At 52.5% G+C, this 19,023-nt stretch carries 16 protein-coding genes and 1 pseudogene; 8 read left to right on the forward strand and 9 right to left on the reverse strand.

The features are described from left to right. The first annotated feature begins 62 nt into the window (after positions 1-62). The 3 genes from parC to ftsP all read left to right on the forward strand — a co-directional run bounded on the left by parC (position 63) and on the right by ftsP (position 4,738). Positions 63-2,321 (forward strand): DNA topoisomerase IV subunit A, encoded by a 2,259-nt coding sequence (gene parC / locus OGY71_RS05475; protein WP_003828391.1) that lies wholly within the window; start codon positions 63-65, stop codon positions 2,319-2,321. 195 nt (positions 2,322-2,516) lie between these two features. Next, the gene (plsC, locus tag OGY71_RS05480) at positions 2,517-3,254 is read left to right on the forward strand and encodes a 1-acylglycerol-3-phosphate O-acyltransferase (RefSeq protein WP_003024540.1); all 738 of its coding nucleotides are present in this window, start codon (positions 2,517-2,519) and stop codon (positions 3,252-3,254) included. A gap of 71 nt (positions 3,255-3,325) precedes the next feature. Then, the gene (ftsP, locus tag OGY71_RS05485; RefSeq protein ID WP_008785819.1) at positions 3,326-4,738 is read left to right on the forward strand and encodes a cell division protein FtsP; all 1,413 of its coding nucleotides are present in this window, start codon (positions 3,326-3,328) and stop codon (positions 4,736-4,738) included. 16 nt (positions 4,739-4,754) lie between these two features. Here the strand turns inward: ftsP and OGY71_RS05490 are convergent, their stop codons facing one another. Continuing rightward, complete coding sequence (locus tag OGY71_RS05490; protein ID WP_020996330.1) at positions 4,755-6,230, reverse strand: TrkH family potassium uptake protein; 1,476 nt, start codon at positions 6,228-6,230, stop codon at positions 4,755-4,757. Between the two features lie 199 nt (positions 6,231-6,429). On the opposite strand from OGY71_RS05490, the gene OGY71_RS05495 reads away from it, so the two are divergent. Further along, the gene (locus tag OGY71_RS05495; RefSeq protein WP_286612948.1) at positions 6,430-8,601 is read left to right on the forward strand and encodes a YgiQ family radical SAM protein; all 2,172 of its coding nucleotides are present in this window, start codon (positions 6,430-6,432) and stop codon (positions 8,599-8,601) included. Positions 8,602-8,703: 102 nt separating this feature from the next. Here OGY71_RS05495 and OGY71_RS05500 read toward each other — a convergent pair whose 3' ends face one another. The 4 genes and pseudogenes from OGY71_RS05500 to yqhD all read right to left on the reverse strand — a co-directional run bounded on the left by OGY71_RS05500 (position 8,704) and on the right by yqhD (position 12,943). Continuing rightward, on the reverse strand, positions 8,704-9,159 hold the full coding sequence (locus tag OGY71_RS05500; RefSeq protein WP_181510211.1) for an HIT family protein: 456 nt from the start codon (positions 9,157-9,159) through the stop codon (positions 8,704-8,706). Positions 9,160-9,203: 44 nt separating this feature from the next. Beyond that, positions 9,204-10,659: pseudogene (locus OGY71_RS05505) on the reverse strand (DASS family sodium-coupled anion symporter). A 188-nt stretch (positions 10,660-10,847) separates the two neighbouring features. Next, a complete protein-coding gene (gene dkgA / locus OGY71_RS05510) occupies positions 10,848-11,675 on the reverse strand; it encodes a 2,5-didehydrogluconate reductase DkgA (RefSeq protein ID WP_003828379.1) in 828 nt (275 codons plus the stop codon). Between the two features lie 104 nt (positions 11,676-11,779). Next, positions 11,780-12,943 (reverse strand): alcohol dehydrogenase, encoded by a 1,164-nt coding sequence (gene yqhD, locus OGY71_RS05515; RefSeq protein WP_286612950.1) that lies wholly within the window; start codon positions 12,941-12,943, stop codon positions 11,780-11,782. A gap of 194 nt (positions 12,944-13,137) precedes the next feature. Between yqhD and OGY71_RS05520 the strand changes: the two genes are divergently transcribed. After that, positions 13,138-14,037 (forward strand): AraC family transcriptional regulator, encoded by a 900-nt coding sequence (locus OGY71_RS05520; RefSeq protein WP_032934199.1) that lies wholly within the window; start codon positions 13,138-13,140, stop codon positions 14,035-14,037. A 90-nt stretch (positions 14,038-14,127) separates the two neighbouring features. On the opposite strand, the gene yghB is transcribed toward OGY71_RS05520, so the two are convergent. Further along, positions 14,128-14,787, reverse strand: coding sequence for a DedA family general envelope maintenance protein YghB (yghB, locus tag OGY71_RS05525; protein ID WP_003024510.1), 660 nt, complete (start codon positions 14,785-14,787; stop codon positions 14,128-14,130). A 131-nt stretch (positions 14,788-14,918) separates the two neighbouring features. Further along, positions 14,919-16,106, reverse strand: coding sequence for a cystathionine beta-lyase (gene metC / locus OGY71_RS05530; protein ID WP_286612952.1), 1,188 nt, complete (start codon positions 16,104-16,106; stop codon positions 14,919-14,921). A 250-nt stretch (positions 16,107-16,356) separates the two neighbouring features. Between metC and exbB the strand changes: the two genes are divergently transcribed. Then, complete coding sequence (gene exbB / locus OGY71_RS05535; RefSeq protein ID WP_003828371.1) at positions 16,357-17,091, forward strand: tol-pal system-associated acyl-CoA thioesterase; 735 nt, start codon at positions 16,357-16,359, stop codon at positions 17,089-17,091. Between the two features lie 6 nt (positions 17,092-17,097). Then, complete coding sequence (exbD, locus tag OGY71_RS05540; protein ID WP_003828370.1) at positions 17,098-17,523, forward strand: TonB system transport protein ExbD; 426 nt, start codon at positions 17,098-17,100, stop codon at positions 17,521-17,523. A gap of 76 nt (positions 17,524-17,599) precedes the next feature. Here exbD and OGY71_RS05545 read toward each other — a convergent pair whose 3' ends face one another. Together OGY71_RS05545 and OGY71_RS05550 are read right to left on the reverse strand one after the other, a co-directional pair. Further along, complete coding sequence (locus OGY71_RS05545) at positions 17,600-18,007, reverse strand: hypothetical protein (RefSeq protein ID WP_003828369.1); 408 nt, start codon at positions 18,005-18,007, stop codon at positions 17,600-17,602. Position 18,008: 1 nt separating this feature from the next. Beyond that, positions 18,009-18,413 carry a hypothetical protein gene (locus tag OGY71_RS05550; RefSeq protein ID WP_003828367.1) on the reverse strand — a complete coding sequence of 135 codons (405 nt, stop codon included), beginning with the start codon at positions 18,411-18,413 and terminating at the stop codon, positions 18,009-18,011. Positions 18,414-18,517: 104 nt separating this feature from the next. Between OGY71_RS05550 and OGY71_RS05555 the strand changes: the two genes are divergently transcribed. Then, positions 18,518-19,021 (forward strand): ESA_00282 family adhesion-associated protein, encoded by a 504-nt coding sequence (locus OGY71_RS05555; protein WP_003828365.1) that lies wholly within the window; start codon positions 18,518-18,520, stop codon positions 19,019-19,021. Positions 19,022-19,023 lie beyond the last annotated feature (2 nt).

Genomic DNA, 19,023 nt, shown 5'->3' on the forward strand with positions numbered 1-19,023 from the left:
GGTAGTATCTGCGGCAATATTGCCCTTCAATAGAGGGGTACAAAGTTGAGGAACCACGATTAATGAGCGATATGGCAGAGCGCCTGGCGCTGCATGAATTCACGGAAAACGCCTATCTGAACTATTCCATGTACGTCATCATGGACAGGGCGTTGCCGTTTATTGGCGATGGTTTGAAACCCGTTCAGCGTCGCATCGTGTACGCGATGTCCGAACTGGGGCTGAATGCCAGCGCCAAATTTAAAAAATCCGCCCGTACCGTCGGTGACGTGCTGGGTAAATACCATCCGCATGGCGACAGCGCCTGCTATGAAGCGATGGTGCTGATGGCGCAGCCGTTCTCTTACCGTTACCCGCTGGTTGACGGGCAGGGGAACTGGGGGGCACCGGACGATCCGAAATCCTTCGCGGCGATGCGTTATACCGAATCACGCCTGTCTAAATATGCGGAAGTCTTGCTGGGCGAACTCGGTCAGGGAACGTCGGACTGGGTGCCAAACTTCGACGGCACCATGCAGGAGCCGAAGATGCTGCCTGCGCGTCTGCCAAATATTCTGCTGAACGGCACGACCGGTATTGCCGTTGGTATGGCAACGGACATTCCGCCGCATAACCTGCGTGAAGTGGCAAAAGCAGCGATTACCCTGATTGAGCAGCCGAAAACGACGTTGGATCAGTTGCTGGATATCGTGCAAGGGCCGGATTACCCGACCGAAGCGGAGATCATTACTTCGCGCGCGGAAATTCGTAAGATTTACGAGAACGGACGCGGCTCCGTACGTATGCGTGCGGTATGGACGAAAGAAGACGGCGCGGTGGTGATTTCCGCGCTGCCGCATCAGGTTTCCGGGGCAAAAGTGCTGGAGCAGATCGCTGCTCAAATGCGCAATAAAAAGCTGCCGATGGTAGACGACCTGCGCGACGAATCGGATCACGAAAACCCGACCCGTCTGGTGATTGTCCCGCGCTCTAATCGTGTGGATATGGAGCAGGTGATGAACCACCTGTTTGCCACTACCGATCTGGAAAAGAGCTACCGTATCAACCTGAACATGATCGGTCTTGATGGTCGTCCGGCGGTGAAAAACCTGCTGGAGATCCTCACCGAATGGCTGGCGTTCCGCCGCGATACCGTGCGTCGCCGCCTGAATTATCGTCTGGAAAAAGTGCTCAAGCGCCTGCACATCCTTGAAGGTTTGCTGGTGGCGTTCCTCAACATTGACGAAGTAATCGAAATTATTCGTCATGAAGATGAACCTAAGCCTGAGCTGATGTCGCGGTTTGGCATTTCTGAAACCCAGGCTGAAGCCATCCTTGAGCTGAAATTGCGCCACCTTGCCAAACTCGAAGAGATGAAAATCCGCGGTGAGCAGGATGAGCTGGCGAAAGAGCGCGATCAGTTGCAGGCCATTCTGGCTTCCGAACGTAAAATGAGTAACCTGCTGAAGAAAGAGCTGCAGGCCGATGCAGACGCCTATGGCGACGATCGTCGTTCTCCGTTGCAGGAGCGCGAAGAAGCGAAGGCGATGAGCGAGCACGACATGCTGCCATCTGAGCCGGTGACCATTGTGTTGTCCCAGAGTGGCTGGGTGCGTAGCGCCAAAGGCCACGACATCGATGCACCGGGATTAAGCTATAAAGCGGGCGACAGCTTTAAGTCGGCAGTGAAGGGTAAGAGCAACCAGCCGGTGGTGTTCGTGGACTCGACCGGACGCAGCTATGCCATCGACCCGATTACGCTGCCGTCGGCGCGTGGTCAGGGTGAACCGCTGACCGGGAAGCTCACGCTGCCGCCAGGCGCGACGGTTGAGCACATGCTGATGGAAGGCGACGATCAGAAACTGCTGATGGCCTCCGATGCGGGCTACGGTTTTGTCTGCACCTTCAATGACCTGGTCGCACGTAACCGTGCTGGTAAGGCGTTGATTACGCTGCCAGAAAATGCGCGCGTGATGCAGCCGGTGGTGATTGAAGATGAAACCGACATGCTACTGGCTATTACCCAGGCCGGTCGCATGTTGATGTTCCCGGTGAGCGATTTACCGCAGTTGTCGAAAGGCAAAGGGAACAAGATCATTAATATCCCTTCAGCGGAAGCGGCGAAAGGCGAGGATGGTCTGGCGCAACTTTACGTGCTGCCGCCGCAGAGCACGCTGACCATCCACGTCGGTAAGCGCAAAATCAAACTGCGTCCTGAAGAGTTGCAGAAAGTGACCGGTGAGCGCGGTCGTCGCGGCACGCTAATGCGTGGTCTGCAGCGTATCGACAGCATTGAGATTGACTCGCCTCGACGCGCCAGTCACGGCGACAGCGAAGAATAACGCTACCGTCCGGCTCTCCCTGTTAAAGCCCAGGGAGAGCCAACGTTAAAAATTCCCGTGAAACCGTTGTTTATTCGTGCGTTGCGATTAACAATACGCTTTTCCAGAGAGCCGCCCTTAACAAAGCCCTAACCTGATACCGCATGATGAATCAGGTGACGTAAAATGCCAGGCTCTTAGGCCTTAGAGGTTGTTATGCTATATATTTTTCGTTTAATTATTACTGTTATTTACTGCGTTCTGGTCTGTATTTTCGGTTGCATATACTGTCTGTTCAGCCCACGAAATCCAAAACACGTCGCAACGTTCGGTCATATGTTTGGCCGCCTGGCTCCCCTTTATGGCCTGAAGGTCGAGTGCCGCATGCCGGCAGACGCGCAGAACTATGGTAATGCTATCTATATTTGTAACCATCAGAACAACTATGACATGGTTACCGCTGCGAATATCGTTCAGCCGCCGACGGTGACAGTAGGTAAAAAAAGCCTGCTGTGGATCCCTTTCTTCGGGCAGCTGTACTGGTTAACCGGTAACCTGTTGATTGACAGAAACAACCGCGCTAAAGCGCACAGCACCATTGCTGCCGTGGTGAATCATTTCAAAAAACGTCGCATTTCTATCTGGATGTTCCCGGAAGGGACGCGTAGCCGTGGTCGCGGTCTGCTGCCGTTTAAAACCGGTGCGTTCCATGCAGCGATTGCTGCAGGTGTCCCGGTCATTCCGGTGTGCGTTTCCACAACCTCGAACAAGATAAAACTCAATCGACTCAATAATGGTCTGGCGATTGTCGAGATGTTGCCGCCGGTGGATATTAGCCACTTTGGGAAAGATCAGGTTCGTGAACTGGCAGCGCATTGCCGCACGCTGATGGAACAAAAAATCGCAGAACTCGATAAAGAAGTTGCTGAGCGGGAAGCCGCCGGTAAGGTTTAATCCGCGCAATTCGGGTTTTTTACAGGAAATGACTTCCTGCGTGTTAATAGCCAGTTTTTTATGGAGTTTATATGTCATTCAGTCGGCGTCAGTTCATTCAGGCATCGGGGATCGCACTGTGTGCAGGTGCTGTTCCGCTGAAGGCTAATGCTGCCGGTCAGCAACAACCGTTACCCGTGCCTCCGCTGCTGGAATCCCGCCGGGGGCAGCCGCTATTTATGACGCTGCAACGTGCGCACTGGTCCTTTACGCAAGGCACGCGCGCACCTGTCTGGGGAATTAACGGCCGCTATCTGGGACCGACAATCCGTGTCTGGAAAGGGGATGACGTCAAGCTTATCTACAGCAACCGTCTGACTGAAAATGTCTCGATGACCGTCGCCGGGTTGCAGGTACCAGGCCCGCTGATGGGCGGCCCGGCGCGCATGATGTCCCCGAATGCTGACTGGGCGCCGGTGCTACCGATTCGCCAGAATGCCGCCACGTTGTGGTATCACGCTAATACGCCAAATCGTACTGCTCAGCAGGTCTACAACGGTCTTGCCGGGATGTGGCTGGTTGAAGATGAAGTGAGTAAATCACTGTCTATTCCCAACCACTATGGCGTGGATGATTTTCCGGTCATTATCCAGGACAAGCGGCTGGACAACTTTGGCACGCCGGAATACAGCGAGCCCGGCAGCGGTGGCTTTGTCGGTGATACGCTGCTGGTCAATGGGGCGCAGAGCCCGTATGTCGAAGTCTCCCGTGGCTGGGTGCGCTTGCGTTTGCTGAACGCTTCAAACTCGCGTCGTTACCAGCTGCAAATGAGTGATGGCCGTGCTCTGCATGTGATTTCCGGCGATCAGGGTTTTTTACCTGCGCCTGTTTCGGTGAAGCAGCTCTCGCTGGCACCGGGCGAGCGTCGTGAGATCTTGGTGGATATGACTAACGGTAATGAGGTCTCTATCACCTGCGGTGAGGCGGCCAGTATTGTCGACAGGATCCGCGGGTTCTTTGAGCCTTCCAGTATTCTCATCTCCACGCTGGTATTGACGTTGCGCCCGACAGGTCTTCTGCCGCTGGTGACTGACAGCCTGCCAATGCGCCTGCTGCCAACGGAAATCCTCAGCGGTTCGCCGATTCGCAGCCGTGATATCAGTCTGGATGACGATCCTGGCATCAACGGTCAGCTGTGGGACGTCAATCGTATGGATATTACTGCCCAGCAGGGCTCCTGGGAGCGCTGGACGGTGCGGGCGGATATGCCCCAGTCCTTCCATATTGAAGGTGTTTCGTTCCTGATCCGTAATGTGAATGGCGCGATGCCGTTCCCGGAAGACAGAGGCTGGAAAGATACTGTCTGGGTTGATGGCCAGGTTGAATTACTGGTTTATTACGGACAGCCTTCCTGGGCCCATTTCCCGTTCTACTTTAATAGCCAGACGCTGGAAATGGCGGATCGTGGCTCAATCGGACAGATGTTGGTGAACCCGGCGCCTTAATGCGCCGGTGTATTCGTTACGCCCGCCAGAACATGCGCGAGAACAGGATCAGAATGGGGTAAATCTCCAGACGCCCCATGATCATGGCCGCGCACATCAGTAGCTTTGCTTCCTCGTTTAAGGTGCCAAATGTCGTGGCGGTGACGCCAAATCCCAGCCCCATATTGTTGATGCAGGCGGCGACGGTGGCGAAAGAGGAGAAGAGATCGTAGCCCATCAGATTGAGCGCCCAGATAAAAAAGCTGGTGAACAAAACGTAGAGAAAGAAAAAGCTCCATACCGAACGCACCACCCGGTCGCTTACCACGCTATTGCCCACTTTGATATTCAGCAGGGCGCGAGGGTGCGCGAGCTGGTGTAACTCCTGACGGCACTGCTTGAACATAATCAAAAAGCGCAGCACCTTAATCCCCCCGCAGGTCGAACCCACACAACCGCCGAAGAAACTGGCGCTGAGCAGCATGAAGATCGTGTGCGAAGGCCACTGCGCGTAATCCGCCGTCGACAGGCCATTATCTGTCAGCATCGAACTGGCCAGAAAAAAAGCATGCACCAGGCTGTCCGTTAATCCGTACATACCTGCCCGCCAAACTTGCCAGGTGGCGATCAGAGTGACCACCAACGCAATAAGCAAAAAGAAACGCAATTCGGCATTACGACGAAAGGGTTTGAAGGTACGTTTCACGATAGCAACGTACCAGAGGGTGAAGTTAAATGCAGACAGCAGTGAAAATATCCCGGCGACAAGCTCAATGGCATGGCTGTTATAAAAGCCGATGCTCTCGCTGCGAGTGGAAAATCCGCCGAGAGAGACCGTCGACAGCCCGTGGCATAAGGCGTCGAAAAACGACATCCCGGCAGCCCAGTAGGCCAGAGTACAGATCAGACCCAGAATGACATAGGTCATCCACAGCGTACGTGCAGTATCAGCAAGTCTTGGCGTGAGGCGCTCTTCTTTAAAAGGGCCCGGCATTTCAGACTGATACAGCTTCATGCCACCAATACCCAGCAGCGGCAATACCGCTACGGCGAGGACAATAACACCCAGACCGCCAATAAAATTGAGCTGAGCCCGATAGTACAGATACGACTTCGGCAAGGCGCTGACGTCATCAATCACCGTTGCGCCTGTAGTGGTAATTCCAGAAACTCCTTCAAACAGGGCATCCGCAAAAGAGAGGTTTAATCCATCGTCCATCCACATCGGCATCGCGCTGATAAATGAAAACAACAGCCAGAACAGGACGATAATGACGAAACCATCCCGGGTGCGCAGTTGAATACCCGCATGTTTGGTTGCCAACCACGCCCCGCCGCCGAGGGTGAAGAAAGTCATAAATGTGCTGAAAAAAGCGAACAAGCTCCGCTCTTTATTTAACAAAGCGATGAGCATCGGTGGCAGCATAGAAAAGCTGTAGAGAAGAACCAGAAATCCGCACAGGTGAACAACAACCCGTAACTGGGAAATATGCAGTGAATCGTTGAGTCGCAATGAAAAATCCCCCGCCGAAAAAGAGTTATCTCAGCTGGCTGGCATGGTGTTAATTATGATTGATAAAAATGATCGTCGTAAAATTTAACAATTTATATAACTTTCTACTGGTCTGGTTCAGACTCCACTTCATTTCTTGCCGATATACAGCGTATAATCCTCGGCCTTTGATTATTTTTTTACCATTTTTGGAAGCATTATGAGCGCAATATCCCTGATCCAGCCGGACAGAGACCTTTTCTCCTGGCCGCAGTACTGGGCTGCCTGTTTTGGCCCGGCACCGTTTTTGCCGATGTCACGCGACGAAATGGACCAACTTGGCTGGGATAGCTGCGACATCATTCTGGTTACCGGCGATGCATACGTCGATCATCCCAGCTTTGGCATGGCAATTTGCGGACGTATGCTGGAAGCACAAGGCTTTCGCGTAGGGATTATCGCCCAGCCGGAGTGGAACAACAAAGACGATTTTATGCGTTTGGGCAAACCGAACCTGTTCTTTGGTGTGACCGCAGGCAACATGGATTCGATGATCAACCGCTACACCGCAGATCGCCGACTGCGCCATGACGATGCCTACACACCGGACAACGTTGCGGGCAAACGTCCGGACCGCGCCACGCTGGTCTATACCCAGCGCTGTAAAGAAGCATGGAAAGATGTGCCGGTTATTCTCGGCGGTATTGAGGCCAGCCTGCGCCGTACTGCGCACTATGACTATTGGTCTGATACCGTTCGCCGCTCTGTTCTGGTGGATTCCAAAGCCGACATGCTGATGTTCGGCAACGGCGAACGTCCGCTGGTGGAAGTGGCGCATCGTCTGGCGATGGGCGAAACCATCGATCAGATCCGCGACGTGCGTAACACTGCGATTATGGTTAAAGAAGCGCTGCCGGGCTGGAGTGGGGTGGATTCCACGCGCCTCGACACGCCGGGCAAGATTGACCCGATCCCGCATCCGTATGGTGAAGATCTGCCGTGTGCTGACAACAAACCGGTCGCACCGAAAAAGCAGGAAGCGAAAGCGGTAACCGTACAGTCGCCGCGCCCGAAACCGTGGGAAAAAACCTACGTGCTGCTGCCGTCCTTCGAAAAAGTGAAGGGCGATAAAGTGCTGTATGCGCATGCGTCGCGTATCCTGCACCACGAAACCAACCCAGGTTGTGCGCGTGCGCTGATGCAAAAGCACGGCGATCGCTACATCTGGATCAACCCGCCAGCCATTCCGCTCTCTACCGAAGAGATGGATAGCGTCTTTGCGCTGCCGTACAAACGCGTGCCGCATCCGGCGTATGGTGACAGCCGCATTCCGGCCTATGAGATGATCCGTTTCTCGATCAACATTATGCGTGGCTGCTTTGGCGGCTGTTCGTTCTGTTCGATCACCGAGCACGAAGGTCGTATCATCCAGAGCCGCTCTGAAGACTCGATCATCAATGAAATCGAAGCCATTCGCGACACCGTTCCGGGCTTTACCGGCGTGATTTCCGATCTCGGCGGCCCAACGGCAAACATGTATATGCTGCGCTGTAAGTCACCGCGCGCGGAACAGACCTGCCGTCGTCTGTCATGCGTCTACCCGGATATCTGTCCGCATATGGACACCAACCACGAACCGACGATTAACCTTTATCGTCGAGCGCGTGATTTGAAAGGCATTAAAAAGATCCTCATCGCTTCGGGCGTGCGCTATGACATCGCGGTTGAAGACCCACGCTATATCAAAGAGCTGGCGACCCACCACGTTGGCGGTTATCTCAAGATTGCGCCAGAGCATACCGAAGAAGGCCCGCTGTCGAAGATGATGAAGCCGGGGATGGGCAGCTACGATCGCTTTAAGGAATTGTTCGATACCTACTCTAAACAGGCGGGTAAAGAGCAGTATCTGATCCCGTACTTTATTTCCGCGCACCCAGGTACGCGTGACGAAGATATGGTGAATCTGGCGTTGTGGCTGAAGCAACGTCGTTTCCGTCTGGATCAGGTGCAGAACTTCTATCCATCGCCGTTGGCGAACTCCACAACCATGTATTACACCGGGAAAAACCCGCTGGGTAAAATTGGTTATAAGAGTGAAGATGTGGTGGTGCCGAAAGGTGATAAGCAGCGTCGTTTGCATAAAGCCCTGCTGCGTTACCACGATCCAGCTAACTGGCCGTTAATCCGCCAGGCGCTGGAAGATATGGGTAAAAAGCATCTGATCGGCGGTCGTCGCGAATGTCTGGTCCCGGCACCTACGCTGGAAGAGATGCGCGAAGCGCGTCGCCAGAACCGTCATACCCGTCCGGCGTTGACCAAGCACACACCGGTGGCGCATCAGCGCCAGACGCCTGCTGCAAACAAAAAACGCGGGAAAGTGGCAGGGCGCTAATCTGTCTTGCCCGATGGTGAAAGCTAATCCGGCCTACGTACAGCACAGTTTTGTAGGCCGGATAAGTTCCTTGTACCGCCATCCGGTAGAAAGACGCAGTATTTATGCTTCACGAATTCTGGCCGCTAATGCGGCCAGTTTTGCATCATCCGCTCGTTCGTGGTCATGTGACGACAGATATCCTTCATATTGCTCGAAAAATTTAGTCTGCCGCGCTTCAATCGGTTTCCAGTGGGTTAGATCGCCAGTGCCATGCATGGGGCTTAATTTGCTGTGTACATGGTCTACGCCGAAACCTTCGAAGAACATCCCTGTACGACTGACATCCGGGAAAGCCTTATCCAGTTTCTTAGCCACTTTTTGGGTTGCCAGCATCAGATCAGCCAGTGCCTGCGGCGGCATATCGAAGGCATAGCTGGGATAATGCTTTTTCGGGATCACCACGGTAAAACCGTCGGTGTTCGGGAAAATCGACAGAAAAGCCAGATGATGCTCGTCTTCCCAGACCTTATGGCAGGGGGCTTTACCTTCAACTATTTGACAGAAAATACAGGTCATTCCTTTTCTCCGCAGGTAAGGTGATTCGTCTGGACGCAGTCAGTTTAGTACAGACCCAACACCTTCCACCACATCAGACCCACGGTGATAAACACCGCCTGGTTAAACAAGCTGATGATAAATCCTGTGCGCCACCAGACGCCCGTTGGAACATACCCGGCACCAAACAGGATTGGACCGCGAGCGTGGGTGTACTGGGTGAGCGAGCAGTACAAACTGCTGGTGAAGGCCAGCATTAATGCCGTGGGGGCTGCGGGAATATTCAGATGCAGACCGACGCCGAGGAAAACGGCGTACAGCGCGGCAATCTGTGCATTACCGCTGGCAAAAAAGTAGTGGGTATAGAAGTAGGCGGCGTTCAGCAGCAGCAGGACGATCACCCAACTGGTACCGTGCATAGTACTGCTCAGGCTATCGCCGATCAGATTGCCAAACCAGGTGGTGAAGCCCAGTTTTTTCAGCTGGTTCGCCATCATCAACAGCGCGGCAAACCAAATCAGTGTGTCCCATGCACCTTTCTCGCTCTTCACATCTTCCCAGCTCAGAACGCCGCTTAGCAATAAAATGGACAGTCCCACGAACGAGGCAGTGGTGGCGTCGACGCCTAACGTATCGCCAAAAATCCACAGCACCAGCAGTACGCCGACGGTAGCCAGCATCAGCCATTCGCCGCGAGACATACTGCCCATTTCCGCCAGCTCTTTGCGCGCCAGATTCGGGGCATCCGGCGTGTGCTTAATTTCCGGGCGCACGATCCAGTAGACCAGCAGTGGAACCAGCAGTAAGGACACCAGGCATGGCAGCAGCGCCGCCATAAACCAGCCGCCCCAGGTCAGCGTGACGCCTGCATTGGCCGCCAGTTTCACCGCCAACAGGTTGCCGGTATAGCCGGTCATAAAGAGCGCGGCGGTGACGTCGTTGACGTTGCCAATACAGGTGATAAGAAAGGTACCGATTTTACTGCGGGACTCATCTTCCGGGTTCGAATGGAAACTGCGTGCCAGAGAGTCAGCAATCGGATAGATGACGCCGCCGCAGCGTGCTGTATTACTCGGCATTGCCGGGGAGAGGATCAGATCTGGCAAAAGCCAGACCATAGGCGAGTCCCAGCGTGCGCTTGCCGAGCAGACGGATCATCTGCAGCGCAATGCGTCGTCCGAGGCCAGTTTTGATAAATCCGCGGGCAATCATAAAAGCCACGACGATAAGCCAGATAAGTGAACTGTTCAGCTCACTCAGTGCCGTGGTGATAGCGCCGCTGGCGGTTTTATCCCCGGCAGCATAGGCGAGTGCAAAAACCGTAATCCCAATAATGCCGACCGCGCCGATGGGTAAAACTTTTGCCACGATAGAGGCAATCGTCGCGACGAAGATAATTGCCGAATGCCAGGCTGGCGCACTTAACCCCGAGGGAGGGGTAAGTTGCCACAGTCCGGCAGAAATGAATATTATAAGAATTAATGGGAGCCATTTGACTCCGCTACTTTTTTTCTCAGTCACGCTTACGCACCTATGGATATGGTGAATATATTCATCGAATAAATATATTTATTTAATAATTAACAGGTTATGTTGCGTAATGCTGCTCCAGTGACTGCAAGAAATACATCAATATATGTGCGTGAATTGTTTCCTGATATTTCAAATCAGTAAAGGCCCGACGAGAGTGTCGGGCTGGAGGGAAGGGGTTAACCGCCGAACTGATCCGGGTCTGGCCCCAGACGTTTGCCCTGATCGAGTTTCGCGATTTCGCCTAATTCGTCTTTATCCAGGCGGAAGTCCCAGACGTTAAAGTTTTCTGTGATACGCGCCGGGGTGACTGATTTCGGAATCACCACCAGCCCGCTATCCAGGTGCCAGCGGATGACAATCTGCGCCGGTGATTTGCCATATTTCTCGGCGAGGTCACGGATGATCTTTTGATCGAAGACGTCTTTGCCGCCCTGCGCCAGTGGGCTCCAGGATTCGGTCTGGATTTTATGCGTTGCGTTCCAGGCGTGCAGTTGGCGCTGTTGCATAAGCGGATGAAGTTCGATCTGGTTAATCACTGGAGGTACGCCGGTTTCATCCATCAACCGCTGGAGATGATTGATCTGAAAGTTGCACACGCCGATGCTCTTAATCAGACCTTCTTTTTGCAGGTCGATCATGTTTTCCCACGCTTCAACGTAGTGGTCGATCGCCGGAACCGGCCAGTGCATCAGGTATAGATCGAGGTAATCAAGCTGGAGTTTTTCCATGCTTTCGAGCAAGGCTTCCCGGGGGCGTTTTTGGTCATCATTCCACAGCTTGGTGGTGATGAATAACTCGTCCCGTGGTACGCCAGCATCGCGTATTGCTTTGCCGACACCTTCTTCGTTTTTGTACGCAGCAGCGGTATCAATTGAGCGATACCCCACTTCCAGCGCTTTATGAATGGCGGTGATGACTTCTTCGTTACTTGCCTTCCAGACCCCCAGGCCCAGTTGCGGCATGACGTTACCATCCTGTAGTTTGATAATGGTTGGACCGGTCATAATTCCCCCCCTGGATTACAGTCACCGGGGCAGCCCCCGGTGAGTTAGGTGTGACTTAAGCCTGGTATAAATACCCAAAAACGAAAGGCGGAGGTTAAAAAACCTTAGCGGGCAGCTTCGTAAATCCGACGGCTGACTTCAAGCGTAATGTCCTGATGTTCGCCCAGTTGCGTACCACCGTGTGCTTCCAGTTTTTCCAGCAATGCCGGGATAGAGCTACCGTCCAGGCCGTAGTCAGACAGGCGAGTGGGTACGCCCATTTGTTCGAAGAAAGTGCGGGTAGCGGTAATGGCGGCGTCGATGCGCTGGTCGTCGGAACCTTCGGTGATATTCCAGATACGCTCTGCGTATTGCAGCAGTTTGGCACGCTTGGTATCACGTTTTTCATTCCACAGCGCTGGCAGAACGATGGCCAGCGTTTGAGCATGATCCAGACCATGCATTGCGGTCAGTTCATGGCCCAACATATGCGTTGCCCAGTCCTGCGGTACGCCTGCGCCAATCAGGCCGTTCAGCGCCTGGGTTGCCGCCCACATGACGTTCGCACGCACGTTGTAGTTTTCCGGCTCCTGCAAGGCTTTCGGACCTTCTTCTACCAGCGTGAGTAGAATGCCTTCGGCAAAGCGATCCTGAATTTTCCCGTCTACCGGATAAGTCACATACTGTTCCACGGTATGAACAAAAGCATCCACAACGCCGTTTGCAACCTGACGCGGCGGCAGGGTGTAGGTGTAAACCGGATCCAGTACGGCAAATACTGGCTGCACAAACGGGGTCATAAAGGCCAGTTTATCGCCGGTGGTTTTACGCGAAATTACCGCGCCGGAGTTAGATTCAGAGCCGGTTGCAGGCAGGGTTAATACGGAGCCCATCGGGATGGCGCTTGTTACGTCGCTGCCGTGGGTTTCCAGAATGTGCCATGGATCGATGCCGTCAGCGTACTGTGCCGCTGCCGCGATGAATTTGGTGCCGTCCAGCACTGAACCGCCACCTACTGCCAGCAGAAACGTCACTTTCTCATCACGCACGATTTTTACTGCGTTCATCAGCGTTTCGTAAGACGGGTTTGGCTCGATACCGCCAAACTCCAGCACATCCAGGCCTTTTAGCGCGTCCTGAACCTGTGCCAGGACGCCGGTTTTTTTCACGCTGCCGCCGCCGTAGGTAACCAGTACGCGAGCGTCCTGAGGAATTTGATCGCGCAGCTCAGCAATCGCGCCTTTACCAAACAAAATACGTGTTGGGGTATGGAGATTAAAGTTGTTCATTGCTCGTTCCCTTTGGTGGGTAATAAAAGAGGGCAGGAGAGTGTCTGCCGGATGATGAACATTGTGGTCGCCCGCCGCGCTGCTCTCAATGCTCATTTCTGCCGATGTCTTGCCCATTTCTACAGACTGCTGGAGAAAACGGATAAATCTGCGCATTATGTCAGGGTCGAAAACCGATGATGAAATGGTGCTCCATGAACCGTGATGAGATCTGCCTTCTGCTGACAGATAAAATTAAGCAGCTGAAAAGCAATGAAAATAGACTTAACGAACTGCTGCCAGATGTCCGCCTGCTATACGGTACGGAGCCGGCGGCACGTACACCAGTCATGTATCAGCCAGGCATCATATTTCTCTTTTCGGGACATAAAATTGGTTACATCAATGAGCGCATATTTCGCTATGACGCCAACGAATACCTGCTGCTAACCGTACCTTTACCCTTTGAATGTGAAACCTATGCGACGCCGGAGGTTCCTCTGGCCGGTATTTACCTGAATGTCGATATTCTGCAATTGCAGGAGCTGCTGATGGACATTGGGGAAGACGAACTGTTCCAGCCCGCCATGGCTGCCAGTGGGATTAACTCTGCGACGCTCTCTGACGAAATTCTCTGTGCCGCAGAGCGCCTGCTGGATGTAATGGAGCGGCCGCTGGATGCGCGTATTCTGGGGAAACAGATTATTCGCGAGATCCTCTACCATGTGTTGACCGGGCCGCGTGGCGGTGCCTTGCTTGCGCTGGTCAGTCGCCAGACGCATTTCAGTTTGATAAGCCGGGTACTGAAGCGGATTGAAACCAAATACACCGAAAACCTCAATGTAGAACAGCTGGCGGCAGAGGCGAACATGAGCGTGTCGGCGTTTCATCATAATTTTAAAGCGGTTACCAGCACGTCGCCGCTGCAATATCTTAAGAGTTATCGCCTGCATAAAGCGCGGATGATGATGATTCACGATGGAATGAAGGCCAGTGCGGCTGCCATGCGCGTCGGTTATGAGAGCGCATCGCAATTCAGTCGGGAGTTCAAACGTTTCTTTGGCGTAACGCCGGGGGAAGATGCGGCAAGAATTCGTATGATGCAGGGGAGTTGATTTCTTGTAGGCCTGACAGGTACACCGTAGGCTATAAAGCTGCGCGCCATCAGGCAAAATGCCGGGGATTACCCCGGCTACGGATAATACTCAGGCGCTACAGTATTTTTTTTTAATCACCACGAACAATGTTCCCAACAGACCTGCGGTTAACAGGGCAATCGGCAGGATCATTAAAAAGGTCATCACCTGATCTTCATGGCGTTTAACGAACGGGATCATGCTCAGCGCATAGCCGAAACTGGTGACGACGGTGACCCACAGCAGGCCACTCAGCCAGTTAAAAAACTGGAACCGACGGTTAGGAAGCCCTGAAATGCCCGCCATCGTTGGCAGCAAGGTGCGAACAAACGCCAGAAAACGCCCTGCCAGCAGCGCCATCAGACCGTGTTGGTCAAACATGCAGGTTGCGCGCTGATGGTATTTTTCCGGTAATTGCGCCAGCCAGCCTTTCACCGTGCGCGTGTTGCCTAGCCAGCGTCCCTGAATATAACTCAGCCAGCAGCCCAGACTGGCTGCGGCCGTCAGAATAGCTATGGTAGGTAAAAAACTCATCACGTCCTGAGCGATCAGCGCTCCTGCCAGTAATAACAGGCTGTCTCCGGGTAAAAAGGAGGCGGGCAGCAGGCCATTTTCTAAAAACAGCGTGGCGAACATGACGAAGTACACCACGCTCACCACGTGCGGATCCGCCAGTGCGGCAAAATCGTGTTGCCAGAGCGCGGAGACAATATCTTGAATGACTACCATGGACTTTCCTGTGGAACAGCGTTTATGTGTGGATTGTACTCCTGAATTGCCCGGGATGCCTTGATCCCGGACGCAACAATTGCAGACTTTTCCACCAGAAGTGTCTGCATATATGTCCATCTGTGGCAATTTTACTCGATTCGGGCAAATCCTGCGGCCAAATCGGCAATCAGATCGTCAACATTCTCTAAACCGATATGTAAACGGATGAGCGTTCCGCTGAAATCCACCTCGCCTTGCGGACGGATTCCCGCAATGTGTTCCGGCTGGTTGGCGAGAATCAGCGACTCAAAACCGCCCCAGGAGTAGGCCATGCTGAACAGGCTGAAGTGATCCAGATACGCAGCAAGCTCCTCATTATTGAGCTTCTTATTCAATATAAAGGAGAATAGGCCGCTGCTGCCGGTAAAATCACGCTTCCAGAATTCATGGCCTTTACTGCCGGGCAGTGCCGGGTGGTTCACGCGGGCGACCTGCGGATGGCTGGCCAGCCACTCGGCGACCTTTAAGCTGCTTTCATGGTGCTGACGCAGGCGAACGCTCAGCGTACGCAGTCCACGGCTGGTCATATAGGCGGTATCGGCGTCCAGCATTTGCCCCATCAGATAGGCATTTTCGCGCAGTTGATCCCAGCAGCGGGCATTAGATACCGCCGTGCCGACCATGCCGTCAGAATGACCAATCAGATATTTGGTGCCTGCCTGAATAGAGATATCGATGCCAAAATCCAACGCTTTGAACAGCACCCCGGCAGCCCAGGTGTTATCAATCATGATGATTGCATCCGGCGCGACGCTTCTGACGGCGGCAACAATAGCGGGAACATCATGCACTTCCATAGTGACAGAGCCGGGAGATTCCAGAAATACGACTTTCGTGTTCGGCTGTATGTGCTTAACGATATCGGCGCCAACCAGCGGATCGAACCAGCCGGTGGACACGCCGAGCTTGCCGAGAATTTTGGTACAGAAATCCTGACTGGGTTCATAGGCGGTATTGGTCATCAGCAAATGATCCCCTTGCTCCACAAAGGCAAGGATGGTGTTGGCAACGGCCGCCGCACCGCAGGGGAACAGCGCGCAACCCGCGCCACCTTCCAGTTCGCACATCGCTTCCTGAAGAGAGAAATGCGTTAGGGTTCCGCGACGCCCATAGAAAAGCGCACCGTTCGCCCGGTTGTGCGTGGCCTGTTTTTTGGCCTCTACGGTGTCAAAAACCAGCGAAGAAGCGCGCTGGATCACGCTATTTACCGAGCCCAGCGTGTACTTTTTACTGCGTCCTGCGTGAACGAGTTTGGTTTCAAGTTGCTTATCTGCCATGTTGTCTTACCTATTTTTATACGTCTGGATGTCTAAACTACCATGAATCAAAGATGACGCATCCTGCAGAACGGCCATACAGTAGAAAATAATCTCAAAATGCTTCTGGTGACTTTTTTACTGCGTGAGCGCAAGGAAAAGAAACCAAAGGTGCGGCAATATGTAAATAGTAATGAGAACGACTATCAATTCGACGTCGTTTTGATATGATTACGCTCAGATTTTGTGATTTGCGTCCTGGAGATACAGAGTGGGTAATAATTTGATGCAGACGGATCTTTCCGTCTGGGGTATGTATCAGCACGCCGATATCGTGGTTAAGTGCGTGATGATTGGGCTGATTTTGGCGTCAGTGGTCACCTGGGCTATCTTCTTTAGTAAGAGCCTTGAGTTCTTTACTCAGAAACGCCGCCTTAAGCGTGAACAGCAACTGCTGGCGGAAGCCCGCTCTTTAGATCAGGCAAGTGAGATTGCCGCAGGATTCGATGGCAAAAGCCTGGGCGCACAGTTGATTAACGAAGCGCAGAACGAGCTGGAACTGTCAGAAGGCAGCGAAGATAACGAAGGCATTAAAGAGCGTACCGGCTTCCGTCTGGAGCGTCGTGTGGCTGCGGTAGGTCGCCATATGGGCCGCGGTAACGGATACCTGGCCACCATCGGGGCTATCTCTCCTTTCGTCGGTCTGTTCGGTACCGTATGGGGCATCATGAATAGCTTCATCGGGATTGCACAAACCCAAACGACCAACCTGGCCGTTGTTGCGCCGGGTATCGCAGAAGCGCTGTTAGCGACCGCAATCGGTCTGGTCGCAGCAATTCCAGCGGTTGTTATCTACAACATTTTCGCACGTCAGATTGGCAGCTATAAAGCGATGCTGGGCGACGTCGCGGCACAGGTGCTGTTGTTGCAAAGCCGCGATCTGGACCTGAACGCGAGCGCATCCGCGCATCCGGTACGTGCAGCGCAGAAATTACGTGTAGGATAATGTTCCATGGCAATGAGCTTTAATGAAAACCTGGACGATAACGGTGAAATGCATGAAATCAACGTGACGCCGTTTATCGACGTTATGTTGGTTTTATTGATCATCTTTATGGTTGCCGCGCCGTTGGCAACCGTAGATGTGAAGGTGAATCTCCCTGCCTCCACCAGCACGCCGCAGCCGCGTCCGGAAAAACCGGTTTACCTGTCAGTTAAAGCCGATAAGAGTATGTTTATTGGCAACAATCAGGTGACGGATGAAACCATGATTAACGAGCTAAATGCGCTAACTGAAGGGAAGAAAGACACCACGATTTTCTTCCGGGCAGATAAAACCGTTGATTATGAAACCATGATGAAGGTGATGGATACGCTGCATCAGGCGGGCTTCCTGAAGATTGGTCTGGTTGGCGAAGAGACTGTGAAAGCGAAGTAATCCTCATCATGCCGGGTAATGGTTGCCGCCTTACCCGGCGTGCCTCTCCTGATTCAACTCCCTCGCACACTTGTTCTTATCTGTTCTCATCTAACGCGACCGTGGTTATTCTGGTGGGTTCGTAGTTCCCTTCAGACAGCTTTCGCGTCAGGCGTAAGGTGGCCGTTTCCCGCGCGAGTATATGCTGGTAGGTGCTTTCCAGTCGGGCCATGATTTTGTCCCGCAGTTCTGGTTGCTGCTCCATAATGGCTTCGATCGCGGCACCGTAGATCTCTTCTTTAGCCTGTAGCGAGTAAATTTCACGGCGATTTTGCCATTTCATCCGCACCAGTGCAGCGGGAATAGAGGCTATCTCCTGAGCAACGCTTTCCAGTGTCGTGTTTTTATTGGCAATCAACACGGCTAAATTTTGCTTTAAGACAAACTCATCGCTTTTATGGTTATCTAAAGCCAAATAAACATTATTATCCTCAACATCTTTCATTTTATTTCTCTTCCAGAGAATAAAAAATAGGATCGCTGGTTTCACGGGTAATTAAATTAAGCCAAATTTTGTTGCCCTGTTCATTTATGATGGCTGTTTTTTGAGTCAAAATTTTACTTAATTCTTGTGCATTAATGTCGCCTTCTGCCTGTAGTGAATTGAGCAGGCGAGAGAATGACTCAATTTTTGCTGCACGAAATAGACGCTCTTTTAAATGGCGGTCGCACTCTTCAAATAGCATATTCCGTGACTGACCGGTAGCGGTTGAGCTAATCAAAATATCGGATTCGTAATCGCTTAATGTTATCTTCCCCTGAGTCAAATTTTCACTATTATCTGTAGAGGTGGTATTGTCAGGTGAGCTGGATAAGTGAAAACGCGAGGGAACAAGATGCTCGGGAAGCATGTTGAAATATCCTTTGATGCCAATGATATGTTGTTTTAAATAAACCATGCCGCGTTGACAATAGCATGGCGTAATTTTAAAATCAAAAAAAATGGAGCCAGTATATGAACAGTATATTTTATTCTGTTATTACCCTGCTATTGCTGACTTGCGGGGTACTTTTGTTGATGCACAGTGCAAATAAAAACCGTAATGCAGAAAATGGATACGCTGAAAACCAGCCGGAAATACTGAGTAAAGAAGAGGGTGAAGATCATTTCTCGGTACTGATGAATTCGATTACTCCGGTTTGGTATTGGCGTGTCAATCACGAATATATCGATTTTATCCACTCGACGATCAAACGGATGACAATGGTGGAGCTGAATGAGACGCCAGGGCTATTTGATGCACAGCGGCGTTGCAGCGATCTCAACTCTGCGGTGTATAAATATTACGACAATATTAAAAAACGCTGCCTGAGTGGCGAGAAAGTCCCGCATGCCGATCTGGACGTGCTTAACTTACGTCAGTGCTTCAGGGAGTTCAGCCTGGAAGCCTATCCTGCACTTGTCGCGCTGGTGTGGCCGGAATATCAGCGCCCAGAAATCAAAGCAGAAGAGGTGTGAGG

It is taken from the genome of Citrobacter sp. Cpo109, assembly GCF_030332565.1.
Taxonomy (GTDB): domain Bacteria; phylum Pseudomonadota; class Gammaproteobacteria; order Enterobacterales; family Enterobacteriaceae; genus Citrobacter; species Citrobacter portucalensis.

Excerpts from the sequence above, each read along its gene's own strand:
- parC (WP_003828391.1), top strand. The coding sequence starts at position 63 with ATGAGCGATATGGCAGAGCGCCTGGCGCTGCATGAATTCACGGAAAAC.
- plsC (WP_003024540.1), top strand. The coding sequence starts at position 2,517 with ATGCTATATATTTTTCGTTTAATTATTACTGTTATTTACTGCGTTCTG.
- ftsP (WP_008785819.1), top strand. The coding sequence starts at position 3,326 with ATGTCATTCAGTCGGCGTCAGTTCATTCAGGCATCGGGGATCGCACTG.
- OGY71_RS05495 (WP_286612948.1), top strand. The coding sequence starts at position 6,430 with ATGAGCGCAATATCCCTGATCCAGCCGGACAGAGACCTTTTCTCCTGG.
- OGY71_RS05500 (WP_181510211.1), bottom strand. The coding sequence starts at position 9,159 with ATGACCTGTATTTTCTGTCAAATAGTTGAAGGTAAAGCCCCCTGCCAT.
- dkgA (WP_003828379.1), bottom strand. The coding sequence starts at position 11,675 with ATGACCGGTCCAACCATTATCAAACTACAGGATGGTAACGTCATGCCG.
- yqhD (WP_286612950.1), bottom strand. The coding sequence starts at position 12,943 with ATGAACAACTTTAATCTCCATACCCCAACACGTATTTTGTTTGGTAAA.
- OGY71_RS05520 (WP_032934199.1), top strand. The coding sequence starts at position 13,138 with ATGAACCGTGATGAGATCTGCCTTCTGCTGACAGATAAAATTAAGCAG.
- yghB (WP_003024510.1), bottom strand. The coding sequence starts at position 14,787 with ATGGTAGTCATTCAAGATATTGTCTCCGCGCTCTGGCAACACGATTTT.
- metC (WP_286612952.1), bottom strand. The coding sequence starts at position 16,106 with ATGGCAGATAAGCAACTTGAAACCAAACTCGTTCACGCAGGACGCAGT.
- exbD (WP_003828370.1), top strand. The coding sequence starts at position 17,098 with ATGGCAATGAGCTTTAATGAAAACCTGGACGATAACGGTGAAATGCAT.
- OGY71_RS05545 (WP_003828369.1), bottom strand. The coding sequence starts at position 18,007 with ATGAAAGATGTTGAGGATAATAATGTTTATTTGGCTTTAGATAACCAT.
- OGY71_RS05550 (WP_003828367.1), bottom strand. The coding sequence starts at position 18,413 with ATGCTTCCCGAGCATCTTGTTCCCTCGCGTTTTCACTTATCCAGCTCA.
- OGY71_RS05555 (WP_003828365.1), top strand. The coding sequence starts at position 18,518 with ATGAACAGTATATTTTATTCTGTTATTACCCTGCTATTGCTGACTTGC.